Here is a 20,761-nt window from a genome sequence, read left to right on the forward strand (position 1 = left end):
CGGGCCCCGCCGCGCTAGCGCTTCGCCCGGCGGCGCCGGCCGCCACCGGACCGCGCACCGGTGCCGCCCCCGGGCCCGGTGTCCGCTCCCTCACCCTCAGTGTGCCGGTCGGCACTGACAACGAGCGCCGCCAGCAGTGTCGTCACCGGCACCGAGAGCACGAGCCCGATGCTGCCGACCAGCGTCCGTACGATCTCCTCCGCGACGATCTCGCTCGTGGCCACCGTTCCCACGCCGCTGTCGGCGATCGAGAACAACAGGAGCAACGGCAGTGACGCACCGGCGTACGCCATCACGAGCGTGTTGACGACAGAGGCGATATGGTCCCGCCCGATGCGCATCGCCGCACCGTACAATTTGCGCCAACTCGCCGAGGGATCCGCCTCCTTCAGCTCCCACACCGCCGAGGTCTGCGTGACCGTCACGTCGTCGAGGACGCCCAGCGAGCCGATGATGATCCCCGCCAGCAGCAGGCCCTGGGTCTCGATGCCCGGGAAGAGCCCGTGGACGAGTGCGGTCTGGTCGTCGGTGTTCCCCGTCAGCCGCGCCCAGTCGATGAACCACGACCCCAGCAGCCCGATGACCAGCAGCGAGGTGAGCGTCCCCAGGACCGCCACCGACGTGCGGGCGTTGAGGCCGTGGCACAGGTACAGCGCGATCAGCATGATCGCGCTGCCGCCGACCACCGCGACCAGCAGTGGGTCCGAACCCTGGAGCACCGCGGGGAGGATGAACAGCGTCAGCACGCCGAAGCTGATGACGAGGGCCACCAGTGCGAAGACGCCGCGCAGCCGTCCGATGGCCACCACCGCCACGGCGAACAGCCCGGCCAGCAGGCCGACCGGGAGGTCGCGGTCCACGTCCATGACCGAGTAGCGCAGGTTCTCGGGGGCCTTGGGGGCGTAGGCGAGGATGACCCGCTGCCCCACCGTGTACTGCCGGGACGCCCCGGGGTGCACGATCTCGGTGAACGTACGGCCCTTGTCGGGCCCCGAGGAGACTTCGATGACGGCCGACCGGCAAGGGCCTTCGGCCGGGGCCGGACCACCCGGCGCCCCTGCTCCCTGCGGCGGCGGAGCCTGACCGCCCCCCGGCGCCCCGGCGGCTCCCGCGCCCCCGGCGCACGCCACCTCCTCCTGTTTCACCACCCGCCCCGACTCCGTATGCCGGTCCAGCCCGAGCCCGCTGTGCGAGTGCGGCGGCGCGCCCCCCGGCCACAGCACCACCAGCCCCACCAGCACCGCCGCCGTGAACGGGATCAGCACCGCCGCGATCACCTTGCGCAGCCGGTGGGAGACGGGAGCGGCGGGGCCGTGGCTGTGACTGTGGCCATGATGGCCATGCCCGTGACCGTGCTGGCCATGACCGTGCCCCGCGTCCACCCCGAACCCGAACCCCTTCCGCCGCCTCCGCGCCCGTCCCCGCCCCCGCCCCCGCCCGCGACCATGGCCGGATCCATGCGGGGACGAGGGCGGCCGGGGCGGGGGAACGGCGTCGCTGGCGGTCATCGCCCGATCATCGCAAGCCCCTCTGGCACTCCGGCGCCGGAAGGCGCTAGCGTTGTGTCACCTTTGCAATCGCGGGAGCTCGGAGCACCGGGCTGAGAGGGCGCTGACCTCCGTACGAACGGTACGGAAGCCGCTGCGTCGACCGCTGAACCTGTTACCGGGTAATGCCGGCGTAGGGAGTTACGGTCATATGACCTCGCAGGACGCACGCACGTCTGCCGACCCGTCCACCACGCGACCGACGGCCGAGGCCACGGAACGCACCGGACAGATCGGACGGATCGGCTGGCACAAGGACTACGTCACCGGCTCCCGCCCCGACCTCCGGGTCCCGGTGCGCCGGGTGCACCTGACCAACGGACAGGACGTACAGCTGTACGACACCTCGGGCCCCTACACGGACCCGGACGTCACCACGGACGTCCGCCGGGGCCTGCCGCCGCTGCGCGAGAACTGGATCATCGGCCGCGGTGACACCGAGGAGTACGCGGGCCGCCCGATGCGCCCGGAGGACGACGGCATCAAGCACACGTCGCCGCGCGGCGGCCTGAAGAACCTCGACGCGGTCTTCCCCGGCCGCCCCCGCCAGCCCCGCAGGGGCCGGTCCGGCACCGCCGTGACGCAGCTCGCCTACGCGCGCCGCGGTGAGATCACCGAGGAGATGGAGTACGTCGCCCTCCGGGAGAACGTCTCCCCGGAGACCGTCCGCGAGGAGATCGCGGCCGGCCGGGCCGTCCTCCCGGCCAATGTGAACCACCCGGAGATCGAGCCGATGATCATCGGCAAGAAGTTCCTGGTCAAGGTGAACGCCAACATCGGCAACTCGGCCGTCACCTCCTCCATCGAGGAGGAGGTCGAGAAGATGACCTGGGCCACCCGCTGGGGCGCCGACACGGTGATGGACCTCTCCACCGGCCGCAACATCCACACCACCCGCGAGTGGGTGCTGCGCAACTCCCCCGTCCCCATCGGCACCGTGCCGCTCTACCAGGCGCTGGAGAAGGTGGACGGCAAGGCCGAGGAGCTCAGCTGGGAGATCTACAAGGACACGGTCATCGAGCAGGCCGAGCAGGGCGTGGACTACATGACCGTCCACGCCGGCGTACTCCTGCGCTACGTCCCGCTGACCGCGCGCCGGAAGACCGGCATCGTCTCCCGGGGCGGTTCGATCATGGCCGCCTGGTGCCTGGCGCACCACAAGGAATCGTTCCTCTACGAGAACTTCGAGGAGCTCTGCGAGATCCTCGCGGCCTACGACGTCACGTACTCCCTCGGTGACGGGCTCCGCCCGGGTTCGATCGCGGACGCGAACGACGAGGCGCAATTCGCCGAACTGCGCACGCTGGGCGAGCTCAATGCGATCGCGAAGCGGCACAACGTCCAGACGATGATCGAGGGCCCGGGCCATGTCCCGATGCACAAGATCAAGGAGAACATCGACCTCCAGCAGGAGATCTGCGAGGAGGCGCCGTTCTACACCCTCGGCCCCCTGACGACGGACGTCGCGCCCGCGTACGACCACATCACGTCGGGCATCGGCGCCGCGATGATCGCCTGGTGGGGCACGGCGATGCTCTGCTACGTCACCCCCAAGGAGCACCTGGGGCTGCCGGACCGCGACGACGTCAAGACCGGCGTCATCACGTACAAGATCGCCGCACACGCCGCCGACCTGGCCAAGGGCCACCCCGGCGCCCAGGAATGGGACGACGCGCTCTCCGACGCGCGGTTCGAGTTCCGCTGGGAGGACCAGTTCAACCTGGCCCTCGACCCGGACACCGCCCGCGCCTTCCACGACGAGACGCTGCCCGCCGAACCGGCGAAGACCGCGCACTTCTGCTCCATGTGCGGGCCCAAGTTCTGCTCGATGAAGATCTCTCAGGACATCCGCCGCGAGCACGGCGGTGACCTGGGCGCTACGGACATCGAGGCGGGGATGCGGGCCAAGTCGGAGGAGTTCGCCGCGTCCGGGAACAGGGTGTACCTTCCGCTCGCCGACTGACGGCGGGTGCGCCGGCCGGTGACGGGACCGGGGGAGCTCCGCTCGTGGGGCTGCCCCGGGCCGGCGGATTGTCCGGTTCCGTTGTTCGCCGTGAGACTGGCCGGATGAATGACATATCCCTGGGCAAGGGCGCCAACCGCGTGGTGCCCGTGACCGCTGTGCACGCCGTGCTCAGCTGGAAAGCCGTGCCGGGAGCGCCGGACGTCGATGCCACCGCCCTGCTCCTCACCGCCGGCGGAACGGTGCGCGGCGACGGCGACTTCGTCTTCTACAACCAGCCGCGGCACGCCTCGGGCGCCGTCGCGCACCGCGGAAAGCGGACGGAGGCGGAGGGGCTGGTCACCGATACCGTCCTGGTCGACCGGAGCGGTCTGGAGGCCGACGTCGAACGGGTCGTCCTCTGCGCCGCGGCGGACGGGGGGACGTTCGGCGAGGTGAGCGGGCTGACGCTGGAGCTGCTGGACGCCGTGACGGGTGCGGTGCTGGCCCGGTACGAGATGTCCGTCGGGCCGGAAACCGCGCTCGTGTGCGGGGAGTTGTATGTGCGGGACGGCCGCTGGAAGTTCCGTGCGGTCGGCCAGGGGTACGACACCGGGCTGGCCGGACTCGCCACCGACTTCGGCGTGGTGGTGGCGGGGGAAGCGGCGCCGGTGGCTCCCGTCGAGGAGTCTCTCCCCCTCGAACTGCGCGAACGGCTGGAGCTGCGCAAAGAACAGGTGTCCGTCAGCCTCAGGAAGCGGGGCGCCGACGGACTTCGGGCGCGCGTGATCCTGGTGCTCGACGCGTCCGGTTCGATGAGCGAGCTGTACGACGACGGTGTGGTCGCCGGTGTGGTGGAGCGGATGGCGGCCGTCGCCGCGCAGTTGGACGACGACGGCACGCTGGAGGCGTGGGTCTTCGCCGACCGCCCGGCCCGGCTGCCCGATCTGCGGCCGGCCGACCTGCCGGAGTGGATCTCCCTGCATGTGCGGCTCGACGACCCCTGGGAGCACGGGCTGGAGGAGCGCCGCGCCGGGCAGACCGACATGGGCCGCATCGGCTGGGGGAACAACGAGCCGAAAGTGATCGCCAAGGTCCGGAAGGACGTCCGGACGAACCCGTCCGCCGACCCGACCCTCGTCCTGTTCTTCTCCGACGGCGGTGTGTACGAGGACGAGCGGATCGAAGGGCAGCTCCGGGCCGCCGTGAAGGAGCCCGTCTTCTGGCAGTTCGTGGGGCTCGGGCGGGCCGACTACGGGGTGCTGGAACGGTTCGACACCCTGCCGGACCGTTCCCTCGACAACGTCGGGTTCTTCGCCGTGGACGACATCACCACCGTTTCCGACCAGGAGCTCTACGACCGGCTGCTGTCCCAGTTCCCCGCCTGGGTCGCCGCGGCCCGGCAGGCCGGTGTCCTCGGACCGGACGCCTCCCGTCCCGCGCCGTGAGCCGACACGGGCCTCACTCCCGGCCGTTGGGCTTCCCGAGCTCCGGACCGGTGTAGTCCGGGCTGGTGAAGCGGGGCCGGAGGTGGGGACCCGGCTGCTCCTCGTGGCTGGAGAAGCCCGGGCTGGAGAAGCCCAGCCGCGAGGTGCGGCCCCGCTCCTCCCGCGGTCCCGGCACGTACGAGGAGTCGGGCGCCACGGGTGCGTCGGCCAGGGCCTGGCGCAGGAAGGGCAGGAGGCCGCGGTGCAGCAGGGCTTCGTGCCAGGCGTCCCGGGCCCGGTCGGCGTCCAGTTCGAGCCGGGGGACACGGGAGGGGCCGGCGGCGGACTTCACGGTTCCGGGGGCGCCCGGACGTCCGTTGCGCAACGCCATGAGCAGCAGTGCGCCCATGGCGATCAGCGCGCCGGCGGCCGTGAGGCCGGCGAACCACCAGCCCGCCGTCACCATCGGCCGGGCCACCGAGCTCTCGGTCCCGATCACCTCGAGCACATAGCCGATGAGGAGGAACAGGAAGGCGGCTATCCCGGCGAGGACCGGTGCCAGGACGGTGAGCACCGCCCCCGCGCCCGCCCCGGAGGCGCCCGGGCCGTCGGAGCCGGTGCCCTCCTGCCGGCCGCGTCCGCGGGAACCGGCCGCGGCGGAACGGTGGTGCGTTCTGCGCAGTTCCTCGCGCGCCCTGACGTAATTCCGGTATTCCGGCAGCGCGCTCGCCGAAATGGCGGTCATGGCCCGGACGGCCGAAGTCCGCAGCTGTTCGGTGTCGAGTCGCCGTCCTTCCGCGGCGATCAGTGCGCTGATCTCCGGATCCCGGTCCGCCGAGCGCAGTGCCAGGTCCAGGACCCGCTCGAATTCCGGGCGGTCCTCGGCCAGCAGATGCGGAGCGCTGTTCATGTGCATCCCCCGATGCTCCGTAGGAAGCCCTTGGCGCCGACGGCGCCTGCATGGGGCGGAAACGGAGGAGAGCCTGCTACGGATAAGCCGATGGTAGAGCCGCACCGGCGCGGGGTGACAGTGCGTTTCGCGAATTCCCCCGCGGCGGTGGGAATCCCAACCTGCCCATGAACCGGTCGGATAATCCTCAGTCCGCGAGCGGCAGTTGCACCACCAGCAGCTTTCCGGCCATGGTGACGCCGCCGTCCATGGCGAGGGCCAGACCGTCCGCGTACAGGTGCGGGCCCTCCACGACGGGGGTGCTGTCCTCGCCGTCGGAGTCCTCGCCGGGCACGTCGCCGAGGAGGTACGGGATGGGGCTGTGGCCGTGCACCACGCGGCTGCCGCCGTAGGTCTCCAGCAGTTCGCGGGCGGCCGTGGAGCCGGCCTCGTCGCGGAAGGCGAAGCGCTTGGTGAACTTGCGGAACAGGTCCCAGCACTCGTCGGGGTCGTTGCGCTGGAGGGCCTCGGTCACCGCGTCGTTGACGGCCTCGATCGAGTCGCCGTACTCCAGGTAGGCGGTGGTGTCGGAGTGGACGAGCAGGTGGCCGTCCTCCTCCGCCATCGCGTCGAGCCGCGACATCCACTGGAGGTGGTGGTCCTCCAGCCGCTCCATGTCGGTGCGCTGGCCGCCGTTGAGCAGCCAGGCGGCCTGGAACGAGGCCGTTCCGGCGCCCGAGTTGACGGGGGTGTCGCCGAACCGCTTGGCGCCGATGAGCAGCAGCTCGTGGTTGCCCATGAGCGCCTTGCAGTAGCCGCCGGCCGCCGCGGCCTCGGCGGAGAGCCGCATGACCAGGTCGATGACGCCGACGCCGTCGGGGCCCCGGTCGGTGAAGTCGCCGAGGAACCACAGACGGGTGTTGCCGGCCGCCCAGTTGCCGTGCGCGTCGACGATGCCCTGGGCGGCGAGCGCCGCGTACAGCTCGTCCAGGTAGCCGTGGACGTCGCCGACGACGTACAGCGGGCCCGGGCCGCCCGGGACGGGGTGCTGCTGCGGGGCGGTGATCGGGGTGAGCTCGACGGTCGGGACGTCGTGGGGCGCCTCGCCGTACGGCCGGGGCTGCCGGGGCTCGATGACCGGCAGGTCGCGCGCGGTGGGCGTGTAGCCGTCGAGGAGCCCGGGGTCGTCCGTGGCCGGGTGGTGGCCTTGATCGTTTCCGAGGTGGTGCCCGTGGTCCTCCGCGGGGTGCTCCCCGAGGTGGTGCCCGTGGTCCTCCCCGAGGTGCGGAGGGGGCAGCGGATGGGTGTATCCGGGCAGGGCGTACCCCGGGTAGGGCGACATCGCCTCCGCGGTCCGTCCCGCAGGTCCCTGTCCGGCCCCCTGAGCCATCGACCCCTCCACCGTCGCGCCGCAGTGCACCTTGTGGACCCTGCCTGGTCATGGCGGCCCGTGGTGTCGTGCGCCCATCATAGGAATGACCGTCGCGGCTTGTGACGCACCAGGGGCCGTCAATCGGGGACGGAACCCGGGAGGGCCGGTGTTTTGCCGGGTATTGGCGGTTTTGCTCCCCCTTGTCGAGGTGCTCGTGTGTGGTGGCCCATAGGAGGAGTGCGGTTGACGGGGGGTGGGTGGGGGTCCCCGGTCCCGCCCCTTCACCGTTTCTTGCGGGGGCGAGCCCCCGCACCCCCGAAGCGTGCTGCACGCTCCCCAGAGGGGGTGCCCCCAGTCCTCAAACGCCGGACGGGCTGACAAGTCAGCCCGTCCGGCGTTTGAGGACTGGGGGCGAAGCCGCGATCACGGGGGTCTGGGGCGCAGCCCCAGGAAGATCAGCCCCCGCCCGGCCCCCGCGGCGCGCCCACCGTGCCGCGCGGCGGGCGGCGCTCCGACGAGGTCCGGATGATCAGCTCGGTGGATATGACCTGCTCCACCGGCCGCCCGTGGTCCAGCCCTTCGATCGCGTCGATCAGCAGCTGCACCACCGCCGTGCCGATCCGCCGCGGCTTGAGCGACAGGGTGGTGATCGGCGGCTCGGTGGTGGCGTAGACCGTGGACTCGCTGCAGCAGACGAGCAGCAGGTCGTCGGGGACGCGCAGGCCGTAGCGGCGGGCGGCGGCCAGCAGGTCGGTGCCGTTGGGGTCGAAGAGGCCGTACACCGCGTCGGGGCGGTCCGGGCGGGCGAGCAGCCGGTCGGCCGCGACCGCGCCGGCGCACGGGTCGTGCGCGGGGTACTCCTCGTACACCGGGTCCTGTCCGCTCCGCTCGCACCAGTCCAGGTAGGCGTGGGTGGAGAGGCGGGTGTACGTGTCGGTGGACGTGCCGGTGAGCAGCCCGATGCGGCGGGCGCCGGCGGCGGCGAGGTGGTCCAGGATGCCCAGGACGGCGGCCTCGTGGTCGTTGTCCACCCAGGCCGTCACGGGCAGCGTGCCGGCGGGGCGGCCGTCGGAGACGACGGGGATGCCCTGCCGGACCAGCTCCGAGACGACGGGGTCGTGGTCGGACGGGTCGATCACCACCGTGCCGTCCAGGGCCACGTTGGACCAGACGTCGTGGCGCGACGTCGCCGGGAGGATCACCAGGGCGTAGCCGCGGGCGAGCGCGGCGGAGGTGGCGGCCCTGGCCATCTCGGCGAAGTAGGCGAACTCGGTGAAGGTGAAAGGTTCATCCCCGTAGGTGGTCACGGTCAGACCGATGAGGCCCGATTTGCCCGTGCGGAGGGTGCGGGCGGCCGCGGACGGCCGGTAGCCGAGCCGGTCGGCCACCTCGCGGACGTGGCGGCGGGTCGCGTCCGGCAGCCGGCCCTTGCCGTTGAGCGCGTCGGAGACGGTCGTGATCGAGACACCGGCGGCGGCGGCCACATCACGGATGCCCGCCCGTCCCTGCCGGGTGCCTCGCCGGGCGGTCTCCGTCCGGCTCACCTGGTGCTTCCCTGCTGCTGTCATGGCGAGCCGATAGTAGGGCTCGGCCGGTGCCCGGTCGGGGGCCCACATTTTGGAGTTGACAGGTACGTTTCTGCATGCCGGAACCTGCTCAATGACCATGGAAGTACAGGCGGTTGTCCCGGCTCACAGTGAACCGTTGGCCCCTGGCATATCTACGTCTGATGAAGGTGCCAGGTCTCGAAGAGGTCTCAACTCACCTTCACGGGGGACGCGCGCCAGGGCGCTCGCCACGGCGCACGCCAGTCGGACTGGCGCGCCCGGAAGTCTGGACGCCACCCGGGGCAATCCTCATAAGGTGTGCAGTATTCACGTGCACGCGGCGGTGCCACGTGGGTGCCGCCGGCCTGTGCGCCGGTCTACGCGCCCCCGTGACCGCGTGTGTCACGTGTTCTGACAAGTGCGGATTCCCGGGTGGCCGGATGCGCACGGGATGCGGAGGAGGACCCGCGGTGACCGAGAAGACCCCCAGGCTGCGTCCGGCCCTGGACGATGTCCCCACCTACAAGCCCGGCCGCCCGGCCGCGAAGGACGGACCGGTCGCCTACAAGCTGTCCGCCAACGAGAACCCGTACCCGCCGCTGCCCGGCGTGCTGGAGGGCGCGGTGGCGGCCGTCGGGCAGCTCAACCGCTACCCGGACATGGCGTGCGCGGGGCTGATGGCCGAACTCGCGGACCGTTTCGACGTGCCGATCTCCCACCTGGCGACCGGCACCGGCTCGGTGGGCGTCGCCCAGCAGCTCGTCCAGGCCACGGCCGGCCCCGGCGATGAAGTGATCTTCCCCTGGCGCTCGTTCGAGGCGTACCCGATCGTCGTCCAGGTGGCCGGCGCGACCCCGGTGCCGGTGCCGCTGACCGCGGACGACCGGCACGACCTGGACGCGATGGCCGCCGCGATCACCGAGCGGACCCGGCTGATCTTCGTCTGCAACCCCAACAACCCCACCGGAACGGTGGTGCACACCGCGGAGCTGGAAGCCTTCCTGGACCGGGTGCCCTCCGACGTCCTGGTGGTGCTGGACGAGGCGTACATCGAGTTCATCCGGGACGCGGACGTGCCCAACGGCATCGACCTCTACCGGAACCGGCCCAACGTCTGCGTGCTGCGGACCTTCTCGAAGGCGTACGGGCTGGCCGGGCTGCGGGTCGGCTTCGCCATCGCGCACGAGCCGGTCGCGGCGGCGCTGCGGAAGACCGCGGTGCCGTTCGGTGTGCTGCAGGTGGCGCAGGAGGCCGCCATCCTCTCGCTGCGCAGCGAGAAGGAGCTGTGGGAGCGGGTGGACGCGCTGGTGGCCGAGCGGACCCGGGTGGTCGAGGGGCTGCTGGCGCAGGGGTGGCCGCTGTCGGACACCCAGGCGAACTTCGTCTGGCTGCGGCTGGGCGAGCACACCGAGGCGTTCGCGGCGGCCTGTGAGCGGGCGGGCGTGATCGTGCGGCCGTTCGCGCCGGACGGGGTGCGGATCACGATCGGCGAGACCGACGCCAACACGATCTTCCTGAGGGTGGCGGGGGAGTTCCGCAAGGAGATGTCGCTCTAGGAGATGTGCTTCTAGGACGGCGATCGCATTCGACGGACGAAGCGCCGCGGACCCCCTCGGGGGTGCGCGGCGCTTTCGTGTGTCCCCTGTGGTCCTTGAGTCTTCTGAGACCTCTGAGGCGAGATCCGCAGTGTGGGGAGCTCCCGGCGCCGATCGCAAGGGCCGAAGGGGGTACCCCCGTTGCTTGTCCGAAAATCCCATGCGCCATAATTGCTTGTGAATGTGAACGCGTTCACAAGCTCGTCCTTTATGTGGCCTTTCACCCGGTCATAGCGGGACGAAACACCGGCGGGGAGCGTCGGTGAAGCGTCGGTACAGGGTGCCGGCGACGTAAGACGCAAGGAGGGACCGAGTGAATCTGGCTCTGGCGCCGGAGACGCTGGCGCGCTGGCAGTTCGGCATCACGACCGTCTATCACTTCCTCTTCGTGCCCCTCACGATCAGCCTGGCGGCGATCACCGCGGGCCTGGAGACGGCCTGGGTCCGTACGGGCAAGGAGAAGTACTTCCACGCCACCAAGTTCTGGGGGAAGCTCTTCCTGATCAACATCGCGATGGGGGTGGTCACCGGCATCGTGCAGGAGTTCCAGTTCGGCATGAACTGGTCGGACTACTCCCGCTTCGTCGGTGACGTCTTCGGGGCGCCGCTCGCGATGGAGGCGCTGCTGGCGTTCTTCTTCGAGTCCACCTTCATCGGGCTGTGGATCTTCGGCTGGGACAAGCTGCCCAAGAAGATCCACTGCGCCTGCATCTGGATCGTCGCCCTCGGCACGGTCCTGTCCTCGTACTTCATCCTGGCCGCCAACTCCTGGATGCAGCACCCGATCGGCTACGCGGTCGACAAGGCGACCGGGAAGGCGCGGCTCACCGACATCTGGGCCGTGCTCACCCAGAACACCACCCTGGTGGTGGTCTTCCACACCCTGACCGCCGCGTTCCTCACCGGTGCCGCGTTCATCGTCGGCATCTCCTCGTTCCACCTGTGGCGCGCCAAGCGCAAGCGGCTCAAGGGCGAGGAGCTGGGCGAGAAGCAGCGGAAGCAGCTGCCCGCGATGCTCGCCTCGCTCCGCGTCGGCCTCGTCGTGGCCGTGATCGCCGGCATGGGCACCGCGATCAGCGGTGACGAGCTCGGCAAGGTCATGTTCGAGCAGCAGCCGATGAAGATGGCCGCCGCCGAGGCCCTGTGGGAGAGTCAGTCGCCCGCGCCCTTCTCGGTCTTCGCCGTCGGCGATGTGTCCAAGGGGCACAACAGCGTCGAGATCGAGATACCCGGTCTGCTCTCCTTCCTCGCCCACAACAACTTCACCGAGACCGTCCCCGGCATCAAGGACACCGCCGCCAAGGAGGCGGCGCTCTACGGCGGCAGTCCGGACGACTACATCCCCAGCATCTTCATGACCTTCTGGGGCTTCCGCCTCATGATCGGGTTCGGGATGACGTCCTTCGCCGCCGGTCTCGTCGGACTCTGGACCACGCGCAAGAAGTTCTGGCTGGCCCCCGAGTACCGCTCCGGCGAGGACGAGATCCCGCGGCTGATGCTCACCAAGCGCCGTGAGATGAACCCCTTCCTCACCAAGTGGTCCTGGCGGATCGGCATCCTGACCATGGGCTTCCCGCTGATCGCCAACTCCTTCGGCTGGATCTTCACCGAGATGGGCCGCCAGCCCTGGGCCGTCTACGGCCTGATGAAGACCGGCGACGCGGTGTCGCCGGGCGTCGGCCAGGGCGAGGTGCTCACCTCCGTGGTGGTCTTCACCGCGCTGTACGCGGTGCTCGCCGTGGTCGAGGTCAAGCTCCTCACCAAGTACGCCAAGGCCGGGCCCGACACGGACGAGAAGCCCCCGGCCAAGGACCCCCGGCTGCGGTTCCCGTCCGGCGGGCCGGGCGCGGGCGGGTCCGCGGCGGCGGCCGAGGCCGCCGAGGAAGCCGACAAGCCGATGACCTTCGCCTACTGACGCGGCCGGCGGAGAACGGAGAACCGACCATGCACCTCCACGACTTCTGGTTCCTGCTGATCGCCGTCCTGTGGACGGGGTACTTCTTCCTCGAAGGCTTCGACTTCGGCATCGGCGTGCTCACCAAGGCGCTGGCCAGGGACCGCACCGAACGGCGCGTCCTGATCAACACCATCGGTCCGGTGTGGGACGCCAACGAGGTGTGGCTGATCACCGCGGCGGGCGCCACCTTCGCGGCCTTCCCCGACTGGTACGCCACCCTCTTCAGCGGCTTCTACCTGCCGCTGCTCGCCGTCCTGGTCTGCCTGATCGTGCGCGGCGTCGCCTTCGAGTACCGCCACAAGCGCACCGGTGAGCGCTGGCAGCGCAACTGGGAACACGCCATCTTCTGGTGCTCGTTGATCCCCGCCTTCCTCTGGGGTGTCGCCTTCGCCAACATCGTGCGCGGGGTGCCGATCGGGCCCGACAAGAACTTCACGGGCGGCCTGCTCGACCTCCTGAGCCCTTACGCCCTGCTCGGCGGCCTCCTCACGCTCGTCCTCTTCACCTTCCACGGGGCGCTGTTCGCCGCGCTGAAGACGGTCGGCGACATCCGGCACCGGGCGCGGACCTTCGCCGGCGTCTCCGGCCTGGCCGCGGGCGCCCTCGCGGTGGCCTTCCTGGCCTGGACCCAGGCCGAGTCGGGCAACGGCCGCAGCCTGCCCGCGCTCGTCGTGGCCGTGGCGGCCCTGGCCGCCGCGCTGGTGATGAACCGGCTCGGCCGGGAGGGCTGGGCGTTCGCCCTGTCCGGCCTGGCCGTCGTGGCCGCCTTCGCCATGATCTTCCTCGCCCTCTTCCCGGACGTCATGCCCTCCTCCACCGACGCCCGGTGGAGCCTCACCGTCACCAACGCCGCCTCCAGCCCCTACACGTTGAAGATCATGACCTGGGTCGCGGGCTTCATGACGCCCGTGGTGGTGGCCTACCAGGCGTGGACGTACTGGGTGTTCCGCAAGCGGATCGGCACCCAGCACATCCCCGCGGCGCACTAGAGCACCAGAGGACCGGCAGCCCATGAAGCCCGTCGACCCCCGCCTCCTCCGCCACGCGTCCGCCACCCGCCGCTTCCTGGCCGCCTCCGTGCTGCTCGGACTCGTCGGGGCGGGCCTGGTCATCGCCCAGGCCATGCTGATCGCGGACACCGTCACGGGCGCCTTCCGGCACGGCCGCTCGCCCGGTGACCTGGCCGTACCCCTCGCCCTGCTGGCCGCCACCGCGGCCGGCCGGGCCCTGGTCGCCTGGCTCACCGAGCTCGCCGCGCACCGGGCGAGCGCCGCCGTCAAGTCCCGGCTGCGCACCCGGCTGCTCGATCACGCCGCCCGGCTCGGCCCCGGCGCGGTGAACACCGGCGAGCTGACCACCCTGGCCACCCGGGGCGTCGACGCGCTCGACGACTACTTCGCCCGCTACCTCCCCCAGCTCGGCCTCGCGGCCGTGGTGCCCGTCGCCGTCGTCGCCCGTATCGCGGGCGCCGACTGGCTCTCGGCCCTGATCATCGTCCTCACCCTCCCCCTCGTCCCGCTGTTCATGGTCCTCATCGGCTGGGTCACCCAGTCCCGGATGGACCGCCAGTGGCGGCTGCTGGAGCGGCTCTCCGGACACTTCCTCGACGTCGTCGCCGGGCTCCCCACCCTCAAGGTCTTCGGCCGGGCCAAGGCCCAGGCCGCGTCGATCCGCGCGATCACCTCCGACTACCGGCGCGCGACCCTGCGCACCCTGCGCATCGCCTTCCTCTCCTCCTTCGCCCTGGAACTGCTGTCCACCCTCTCGGTCGCCCTGGTCGCCGTCGGCATCGGCATGCGGCTCGTCCACGGCGAACTCGACCTCTACACCGGTCTGGTGGTGCTCGTCCTCGCCCCCGAGGCGTACCTCCCGCTGCGCCAGGTGGGCACCCACTACCACGCGGCGGCGGAGGGCCTGGCCGCCGCGGACCGGGTCTTCGCCGTCCTGGAGACCGCGCCGCCCGTGGCGGGCACCCGGCCCGCGCCCGACGCCCGCGGCGCCGTGCTCACCGTCGACCGGCTGGTGGTCCGGCACCCCGGCCGGGAACGGCCTTCCCTGGCCGAGACCACGTTCGAGGTGCGGCCCGGCGAGACGGTGGCCCTGACGGGCCCCAGCGGCGTCGGCAAGTCGACCCTGCTGAACGTGCTCCTCGGCTTCGCCCGCCCCACGAGCGGGCGGGTGTCGGTCGGCGGTACGGATCTGTCATCGCTCTCCCCCGAAAGCTGGCGGGACCAGGTGGCCTGGGTCCCGCAACGGCCTCATCTCTTCGCCGGCACGGTCGCCGAGAACGTCCGGCTGGCGCGGCCGGACGCCACCGACGCACAGGTGCGCGAAGCACTCCGTGCGGCCGGTGCCCTCGACTTCGTCTCCATGCTGCACCACGGCACTGACACTCGCCTCGGCGAGGACGGTGCCGGCCTGTCGGCCGGCCAGCGTCAACGCCTCGCGCTGGCACGGGCGTTCCTCGCCGACCGGCCCGTCCTGCTCCTCGACGAGCCGACCGCGAACCTCGACGGCGAGACGGAGGCGGCCGTCGTCGAGGCCGTCCGCCGCCTCGCCGCCGGCCGGACCGTGCTCCTGGTCGTCCACCGGCCCGCGCTGCTGGCGGTGGCGGACCGGGTGGTGCGGCTGGAACGCGACGGCGCGGAGGGGGAGGGTGAGGGCCAGGCGGTCTCCGAGCGTCAGGCGGTCTCCCAGGGGTCGACCGCCTACGAGGAGCAGACCGCCTACAAGGCCTCGATCGCCCGCGAGGGACGGACCGTCCGCGAGGAGCCGGCGAAAAACGTTTCTCCGCCCACGTCCCCGCCCCCATCCCTGCTCCAGACGACAGCCCCCTCCCCAGCCCCCTCCCCCCTCGCCCGAGTCCGCGCCGAAGGCCGCCCCTTCCGGTCCCGCTTCCTCCTCGCCCTGCTCCTCGGCAGCCTGGCCCTCGGCAGCGCGACCGGCCTGATGGCGGTCTCCGGCTGGCTGATCTCGCGCGCCTCCCAACAACCGCCCGTTCTCTACCTGATGGTCGCCGTCACCGCGACCCGCACCTTCGGCATCGGCCGTTCCGTCTTCCGTTACGCCGAGCGCCTGGTCTCGCACGACGCCGTGCTGCGCGCCCTCGCCGGCCTGCGGGTCTCCGTCTACCGGCGGCTGGAGCGGCTGGCCCCCGCCGGGCTGCGGGACGTCCGCCGCGGCGATCTGCTGTCCCGGCTGGTCTCCGACGTGGACGCGCTCCAGGACTACTTCCTGCGCTGGCTGCTGCCCCTCGGCTCGGCCGTGCTCGTCGGAGCGGCCTCCGTGGGGCTCACCGCCTGGCTGCTGCCGGAGGCGGGCGCGGTGCTCGCCGCCGGCCTGCTGACGGCGGGGGCCGCCGTGCCGCTGCTGTCGGCCGCCGTGGCGCGCCGCGCGGAGCGGCGGCTGGCGCCGGCACGCGGAGAGCTGTCCTCGCATGTGGTCGACCTGCTGGCCGGTACGGCCGAACTGACGGTCGCGGGCGCCCTGCCCGCCCGGCTGGCGCGACTGCGCCGGGCGGACGGCGTCCTCACGGGCATCGCCCGCCGGGCCTCCGCCGCCACCGCGCTCGGCGCCGGGCTGACGGCCCTGGCCTGCGGTCTCACCGTGGCGGGCGCGGCCTGGGCGGGTGTGGCGGCCGTGCACGACGGCCGGCTGGACGGCGTCCGGCTGGCCGTCGTCGTCCTGCTGCCGCTCGCCGCGTTCGAGGCGGTGACGGGGCTGCCGCTCGCCGTACAGCACCGGCAGCGCGTCCGCCGGTCCGCGGAGCGGGTGTACGAGGTCCTGGACGCGCCGGAACCCGTACGGGACGGTACGGAACCGGCCCCTCCGTCCCCCTTCCCGCTGCGGCTGACCGGGCTCACCGCGGCGTACCCCGGCAGCTCCGCCCCCGCCCTGCGGGGCGTCGGCCTGGAGCTGACCGCCGGGCGGCGGGTGGCCGTCGTCGGCCGGTCGGGGGCGGGCAAGACGACGCTCGCCCAGGTGCTGCTGCGCTTCCTGGACGCCGCCGACGGCACGTACACCCTCGCGGGCCGGGACGCGTCGCGGATGGACGGCGACGGCGTGCGGCGGCTGGTGGGGTTGTGCGCCCAGGACGCGCACGTCTTCGACAGCTCTCTCCGCGAGAACCTGCGCCTCGCACGCCCCGGCGCAAGCGACGCACAGCTGCGCCGGGCGCTGGCCGACGCGCGCCTGCTGGAGTGGGTCGACTCCCTGCCTCAGGGACTCGACACGCCGGTCGGCGAGCACGGCGCCCGGCTCTCCGGCGGGCAGCGGCAGCGGCTGGCGCTGGCCCGGGCGCTGCTCGCCGACTTCCCCGTGCTGGTGCTGGACGAGCCGGCCGAACACCTCGACCTGGCGACGGCCGACGCGCTCACCGCCGACCTGCTGGCGGCGACGGAGGGCCGCACCACGCTGCTGATCACGCACCGGCTGGCGGGGCTGGAGACGGTGGACGAGGTGATCGTCCTGGACGGCGGCCGGATCGTGGAGCGGGGCGGGTACCGGGAACTGGCGGAGGCGGACGGAACGTTCCGTTCGATGCTGGAGCGGGAACGGGCCGAGCACGACATGGTGCATCCGCCGCTTTCTCTGGCAAAAGGTACTTATTAGGCTCTGCCTATGCCCGCCACCGAGGACCCCGCCGAGGACTCCGCCACCGAGGAACCCCTCGGCACCCCGCCCCCGACCCCGCCGTTCGGGCCGATGGACCCGGTGGCCGTCGCCACGGAGGCCACCCGCGGCCTCCAGGGCATGTCCACCGAGCTCACCGGCCGGGTCCCGCAGCTGCTGGAGGCCATGCGGTCGGTGGGCACGGGCCTGGAACTGCACTCCACCCTCGACCGGATCGCCCGGACCGCCGCCGAACTCGCCGGCGCCCGCTACGCGGCCATCGCCGTCAACGGCGCGGCCGACCCGTCGGGCGAGGGCCTGGCCGACTTCGTCACCTACGGCGTCCCCGACGCGGACACCGCCGATCAGGACGTTCGCGACGGCGAACCCTCCGCCGACCGCGAGGTGCTCGACGCCCTGCTGCGCCACGCCGGCCGCCGGACGGCGGAGGGTTCCCCGGACGGCGCGCCGGGCGACGTCCTCGGCGTCCCGATCCGCGTACAGGGGGAGGTGTTCGGCAACCTCTACCTGGCCGGGAAGCTCGGCGGCGGCGTGTTCGGCGTCGCCGACCTGCACATGGTGAAGATCCTTGCCACGGAGGCCGGCATCGCGATCGGGAACGCGCGGGTCTATGAACAGGGCCGGCAGCGGATGCGCTGGATCGACGGCTCGGTCGCCGTCACCACCGCGCTGCTCTCCGGCGGCGACGCCGAGGACGCCCTCGCCGTCGTCGCCGAACAGGCCCGCCGGCTCGCGGAGGCGGACGCGGGGATCGTGCTGCTGCCGGACGGCGAGGGCGGGCTGGAGATAGTGGTCGTCTCCGCCGACGACCCGACGGGACTGCTGGGGACGGTGATGCCGCCGCATAGCCCTGTGGTGTCCCAGCTCCTCGCCGGGGAGCCGGTATTCATCGACGACTCCGCCACCGACCCCCGCATGATCACGGCGGTGGCGCCGCGCTTCGGCCCGAGCATGCTGCTTCCGCTGCGGAGCGGCGGGCGGGTGCTCGGCACCCTGGCCATCCCGCGCCGCCGGGGCGCCCGGCGGTACACGGCCACCGAACGCACCCTGGCCGCCCAGTTCGCCGCCCAGGCCGCGCTCGCGCTCGTCCTGGCCGAGGCGCAGCGCGACCGGGAGCGGCTCGCGGTCTACGAGGACCGCGACCGGATCGCCCGTGACCTGCACGATCTCGTCATCCAGCGGCTGTTCGCCACCGGCCTGCTGCTGGAGAGCGCGCAGCGCAGGGCCGTGGTGCCGGAGGTGCGGACGACCGTGGGGCAGGCCGTGGACGAGCTGGACCGGACCATCCAGGAGATCCGGACGGCGATCTTCGCCCTCCAGCAGGGCCCGGCCGAGGCACCCGCCGGACTGCGGACCCGCGTCCTGCGGGAGATCGGCACGGCCGCCGTCCCGCTGGGCTTCCAGCCGTCCGTGAACTTCGTCGGCCCGGTGGACGCGCTGGTCGGCGAGGGCACGGGCAAGAACCTCATCGCCGCGCTGCGGGAAGCGCTGTCCAACGCCTTCCGGCACGCGCACGCCTCGCGCATCGAGGTCGTCGTCGACGCGACGGCCCGGCTGCCGGACGGCCGCGACGCCGTCCGCCTCACCGTCGCCGACGACGGCATCGGCCTCCCGGAGGGCGGCCGGCGCAGCGGCCTGCGCAACCTCGCCAAGCGGGCGGAGTCACTGGGGGGCTCGTGCGTGTGCGGGCCGGGGCTGGGCGAGGAGGGCGGGGGGACGCGGGTGGTGTGGGAGGCGCCGCTTTAGGGAGGGGCGGCCGGGGTGGGGCTTGCGCGCGGGGTACGGCCGCGCCTCCCTCCGGCTCGCCGGCCGCTGTTCCGTGCGGCGGGCGCGGTACGGCGGGGCCGGACCAGCGGCGCCGTCGACGCTGCCGAGCCCGTCCGGGCCCGTCCGAGCCCGTCCGGGCGTCGCCTGAACGGTCCCCCTGCGGAAGCGGAGATACCGGATCCCGGGTCACGATCGCGTCCATGCGCCGACTTCAGCGTTCCCATACCGGCGGCGGCCGGCAGCCTTCCCCCGTCGGTGGTGGCCGGAAGTCGTCCCCGGCCGGCGGTGATCGGGCGCCTTCCCCCGCCGAGGGCGACCGGAAGCCGTCCCCCACCGTCGGCGGCCGGCAGCCGTCCGGAACCTGCGGTGGCGGCCGGCCGCGGTCCCGTCCCGGTGGCGGCCGCGGTGACGACGGCGAACGGCCGCGCCCGCGCCGCGCCGGGCGCCGTCTCCGCCGTGACGGCTGTCTGGTCCTCTGCGCGCTGGCCGTCACGGTGTCGCCGGTGCTCGGCTCCCGGCCGCCCGACTCGTACGCGGCCCCGGGCCGGCTCGCCCGCGCCACTTCGGACGTGTACCGGCTGACCAGGGAGGAAGCCCGGGTCAGGGAGCGTTACGAGCGCACGGAGCCGGCCGCGCGGGAGCGGCGGCGGGAGGCGGACCGGCTCGTGGAACGGCTGAACGGCCTCCGGTTCGTCTCCGGGGTGCTGCGGGAGGACGCCGGCGCCGCCGCCCGGGCGCAGTACCGCACCGGCGGCTTCACCGCCCGGGAGAGCCCCCGGCTGCTGGACGACCCGCTGGAACTGCTCTCCGTCCAGGAGGACGACACCGGACGCCGCGAGTGGCTCGCCCGGCGGCTCGGTGAGACGGACGACCGGAGCCGGGCGCTCGCCGCCGAGGCGCGGGCGACGGCGCTGGCCTGGCAGGCGCTGGACCGGGACGCCGCCCACCTGCGGACCACCCTCGACGCCATGGCCGACCGGCTGACCGAAGCCCGCGGCCGGCTCGACGCGCTGGCCGCCGCCGAGGTCGCCGAGGGCCGTTGCCGGACGGCCGACCGCGACGCGCTCGAACCGGACGAGGGCGAACGGCCGGGCGGCGACCCGTCCCGCCACGGCTGGACGCGCCCGGTACTCGACTACCGGCTCTCCGCCGGCTACGGCGGCTCCGGCGCGAACTGGTCCGGAACGCACACCGGCCAGGACTTCGCCGTACCCACCGGCACACCCGTGCGCTCGGTCGGGCCGGGCACGGTGGTCTCCGCCGGCTGCGGCGGCGCTTTCGGCATCAGCCTGGTCATCCGGCATCCGGGGGGCTGGTACTCGCAGTACGCGCACCTGGCCGCGCCGTTCGTGGCGCCGGGGCGGCGGGTGCGGCCGGGGGAGTGGATCGGGCTGTCGGGGACGACGGGGAATTCCACCGGGCCCCATCTGCACTTCGAGGTGCGGACGACGCCGGAGTTCGGGTCCGCGGTGGATCCGGTGGAGTGGTTGCGGCGGCGGGGGGTTGGGGTCTGAGGGGCCCCCGGTCCCTCCCCTTCGCCGATTCCTGGGGCTGCGCCCCAGACCCCCTTTTCGCGGCTTCGCCGCTCGTCCTCAAACTCCCCCAGAGGGGGGACCCCCAACGGGCTGAATAGGGCGCCCACTCCAGCCCGTCCGGCGTTTGAGGACAACCGCGCGCAGCGCGGTTTCGGGGGTGCGGGGGCTCGCCCCCGCAGGAAACGGTGAAAGGGAGGGACCGGGGCATCCCTCCGCCGAAGGCGGCACCGCCCCGCCCGTAGACCGACGGTTACCAACCGTAGTCGGATCTCATGGTTCGGACGATGCTCCGGAACCCGCGCCCGTCGGCTCCAGTCATCCGACGGAACGTCAAACTGGCTGCTCAAGGCCCTGATTGAGGCCGAAAATCAACCTCCGCTTATCACATTGCCATGCTCAGGCCATGGTGTATGGTTCCGACCGCTGTCACCCAGAGTGCTGCTTTGGCCAGTGGTCCCCTCGCCGGACGATCACGCCCGCACCCCGGAGGGCAGTGCGCGACTCCCCCACAGCGGCGCCCGCGTGACCCCGGATCCGATCGGCCGGAACCG

12 protein-coding genes and 1 riboswitch are annotated in these 20,761 nt (G+C 72.4%); of the genes, 8 read left to right on the forward strand and 4 right to left on the reverse strand.

The genetic code is table 11. From position 1 onward, the window contains the following. Positions 1–14 precede the first annotated feature (14 nt). Positions 15–1,508: a YibE/F family protein gene (locus tag ACH4PU_RS08335; protein WP_398267864.1), complete on the reverse strand. Its 1,494-nt coding sequence runs from the start codon at positions 1,506–1,508 to the stop codon at positions 15–17. Positions 1,509–1,569: 61 nt separating this feature from the next. Continuing rightward, positions 1,570–1,704: riboswitch (TPP riboswitch) on the forward strand. Here ACH4PU_RS08335 and thiC point away from each other — a divergent pair. Together thiC and ACH4PU_RS08345 are read left to right on the forward strand one after the other, a co-directional pair. Beyond that, entirely contained in the window at positions 1,699–3,510 is a 1,812-nt protein-coding gene (gene thiC / locus ACH4PU_RS08340) for a phosphomethylpyrimidine synthase ThiC (protein WP_398267867.1), read from the forward strand. It overlaps the preceding riboswitch by 6 nt. Positions 3,511–3,614: 104 nt before the next feature. After that, positions 3,615–4,937 (forward strand): VWA domain-containing protein, encoded by a 1,323-nt coding sequence (locus ACH4PU_RS08345; protein WP_398267870.1) that lies wholly within the window; start codon positions 3,615–3,617, stop codon positions 4,935–4,937. A 13-nt stretch (positions 4,938–4,950) separates the two neighbouring features. Here ACH4PU_RS08345 and ACH4PU_RS08350 read toward each other — a convergent pair whose 3' ends face one another. The 3 genes from ACH4PU_RS08350 to ACH4PU_RS08360 form a co-directional block, all read right to left on the reverse strand. Beyond that, a complete protein-coding gene (locus ACH4PU_RS08350; RefSeq protein ID WP_398267873.1) occupies positions 4,951–5,832 on the reverse strand; it encodes a hypothetical protein in 882 nt (293 codons plus the stop codon). A 181-nt stretch (positions 5,833–6,013) separates the two neighbouring features. Beyond that, entirely contained in the window at positions 6,014–7,195 is a 1,182-nt protein-coding gene (locus tag ACH4PU_RS08355; RefSeq protein WP_398267876.1) for a metallophosphoesterase, read from the reverse strand. A gap of 437 nt (positions 7,196–7,632) precedes the next feature. Then, on the reverse strand, positions 7,633–8,745 hold the full coding sequence (locus ACH4PU_RS08360) for a LacI family DNA-binding transcriptional regulator (protein WP_398267879.1): 1,113 nt from the start codon (positions 8,743–8,745) through the stop codon (positions 7,633–7,635). A gap of 419 nt (positions 8,746–9,164) precedes the next feature. Here ACH4PU_RS08360 and hisC point away from each other — a divergent pair, with 419 nt between their 5' ends. The 6 genes from hisC (at position 9,165) to ACH4PU_RS08390 (ending at position 20,189) form a co-directional block, all read left to right on the forward strand. Beyond that, a complete protein-coding gene (hisC, locus tag ACH4PU_RS08365; RefSeq protein ID WP_398267882.1) occupies positions 9,165–10,280 on the forward strand; it encodes a histidinol-phosphate transaminase in 1,116 nt (371 codons plus the stop codon). 352 nt (positions 10,281–10,632) lie between these two features. Continuing rightward, on the forward strand, positions 10,633–12,234 hold the full coding sequence (locus ACH4PU_RS08370; protein WP_398267885.1) for a cytochrome ubiquinol oxidase subunit I: 1,602 nt from the start codon (positions 10,633–10,635) through the stop codon (positions 12,232–12,234). Positions 12,235–12,263: 29 nt separating this feature from the next. After that, positions 12,264–13,265: a cytochrome d ubiquinol oxidase subunit II gene (cydB, locus tag ACH4PU_RS08375; protein ID WP_398267888.1), complete on the forward strand. Its 1,002-nt coding sequence runs from the start codon at positions 12,264–12,266 to the stop codon at positions 13,263–13,265. 22 nt (positions 13,266–13,287) lie between these two features. Further along, complete coding sequence (gene cydD, locus ACH4PU_RS08380; protein WP_398267891.1) at positions 13,288–16,887, forward strand: thiol reductant ABC exporter subunit CydD; 3,600 nt, start codon at positions 13,288–13,290, stop codon at positions 16,885–16,887. A gap of 93 nt (positions 16,888–16,980) precedes the next feature. Next, positions 16,981–18,654 (forward strand): GAF domain-containing sensor histidine kinase, encoded by a 1,674-nt coding sequence (locus ACH4PU_RS08385; protein WP_398268493.1) that lies wholly within the window; start codon positions 16,981–16,983, stop codon positions 18,652–18,654. Positions 18,655–18,875: 221 nt separating this feature from the next. Further along, the gene (locus ACH4PU_RS08390; RefSeq protein ID WP_398267894.1) at positions 18,876–20,189 is read left to right on the forward strand and encodes a M23 family metallopeptidase; all 1,314 of its coding nucleotides are present in this window, start codon (positions 18,876–18,878) and stop codon (positions 20,187–20,189) included. Positions 20,190–20,761 lie beyond the last annotated feature (572 nt).

Source organism: Streptomyces sp. NPDC021100, from assembly GCF_044333095.1.
In the GTDB taxonomy this organism is placed as follows: domain Bacteria; phylum Actinomycetota; class Actinomycetes; order Streptomycetales; family Streptomycetaceae; genus Streptomyces.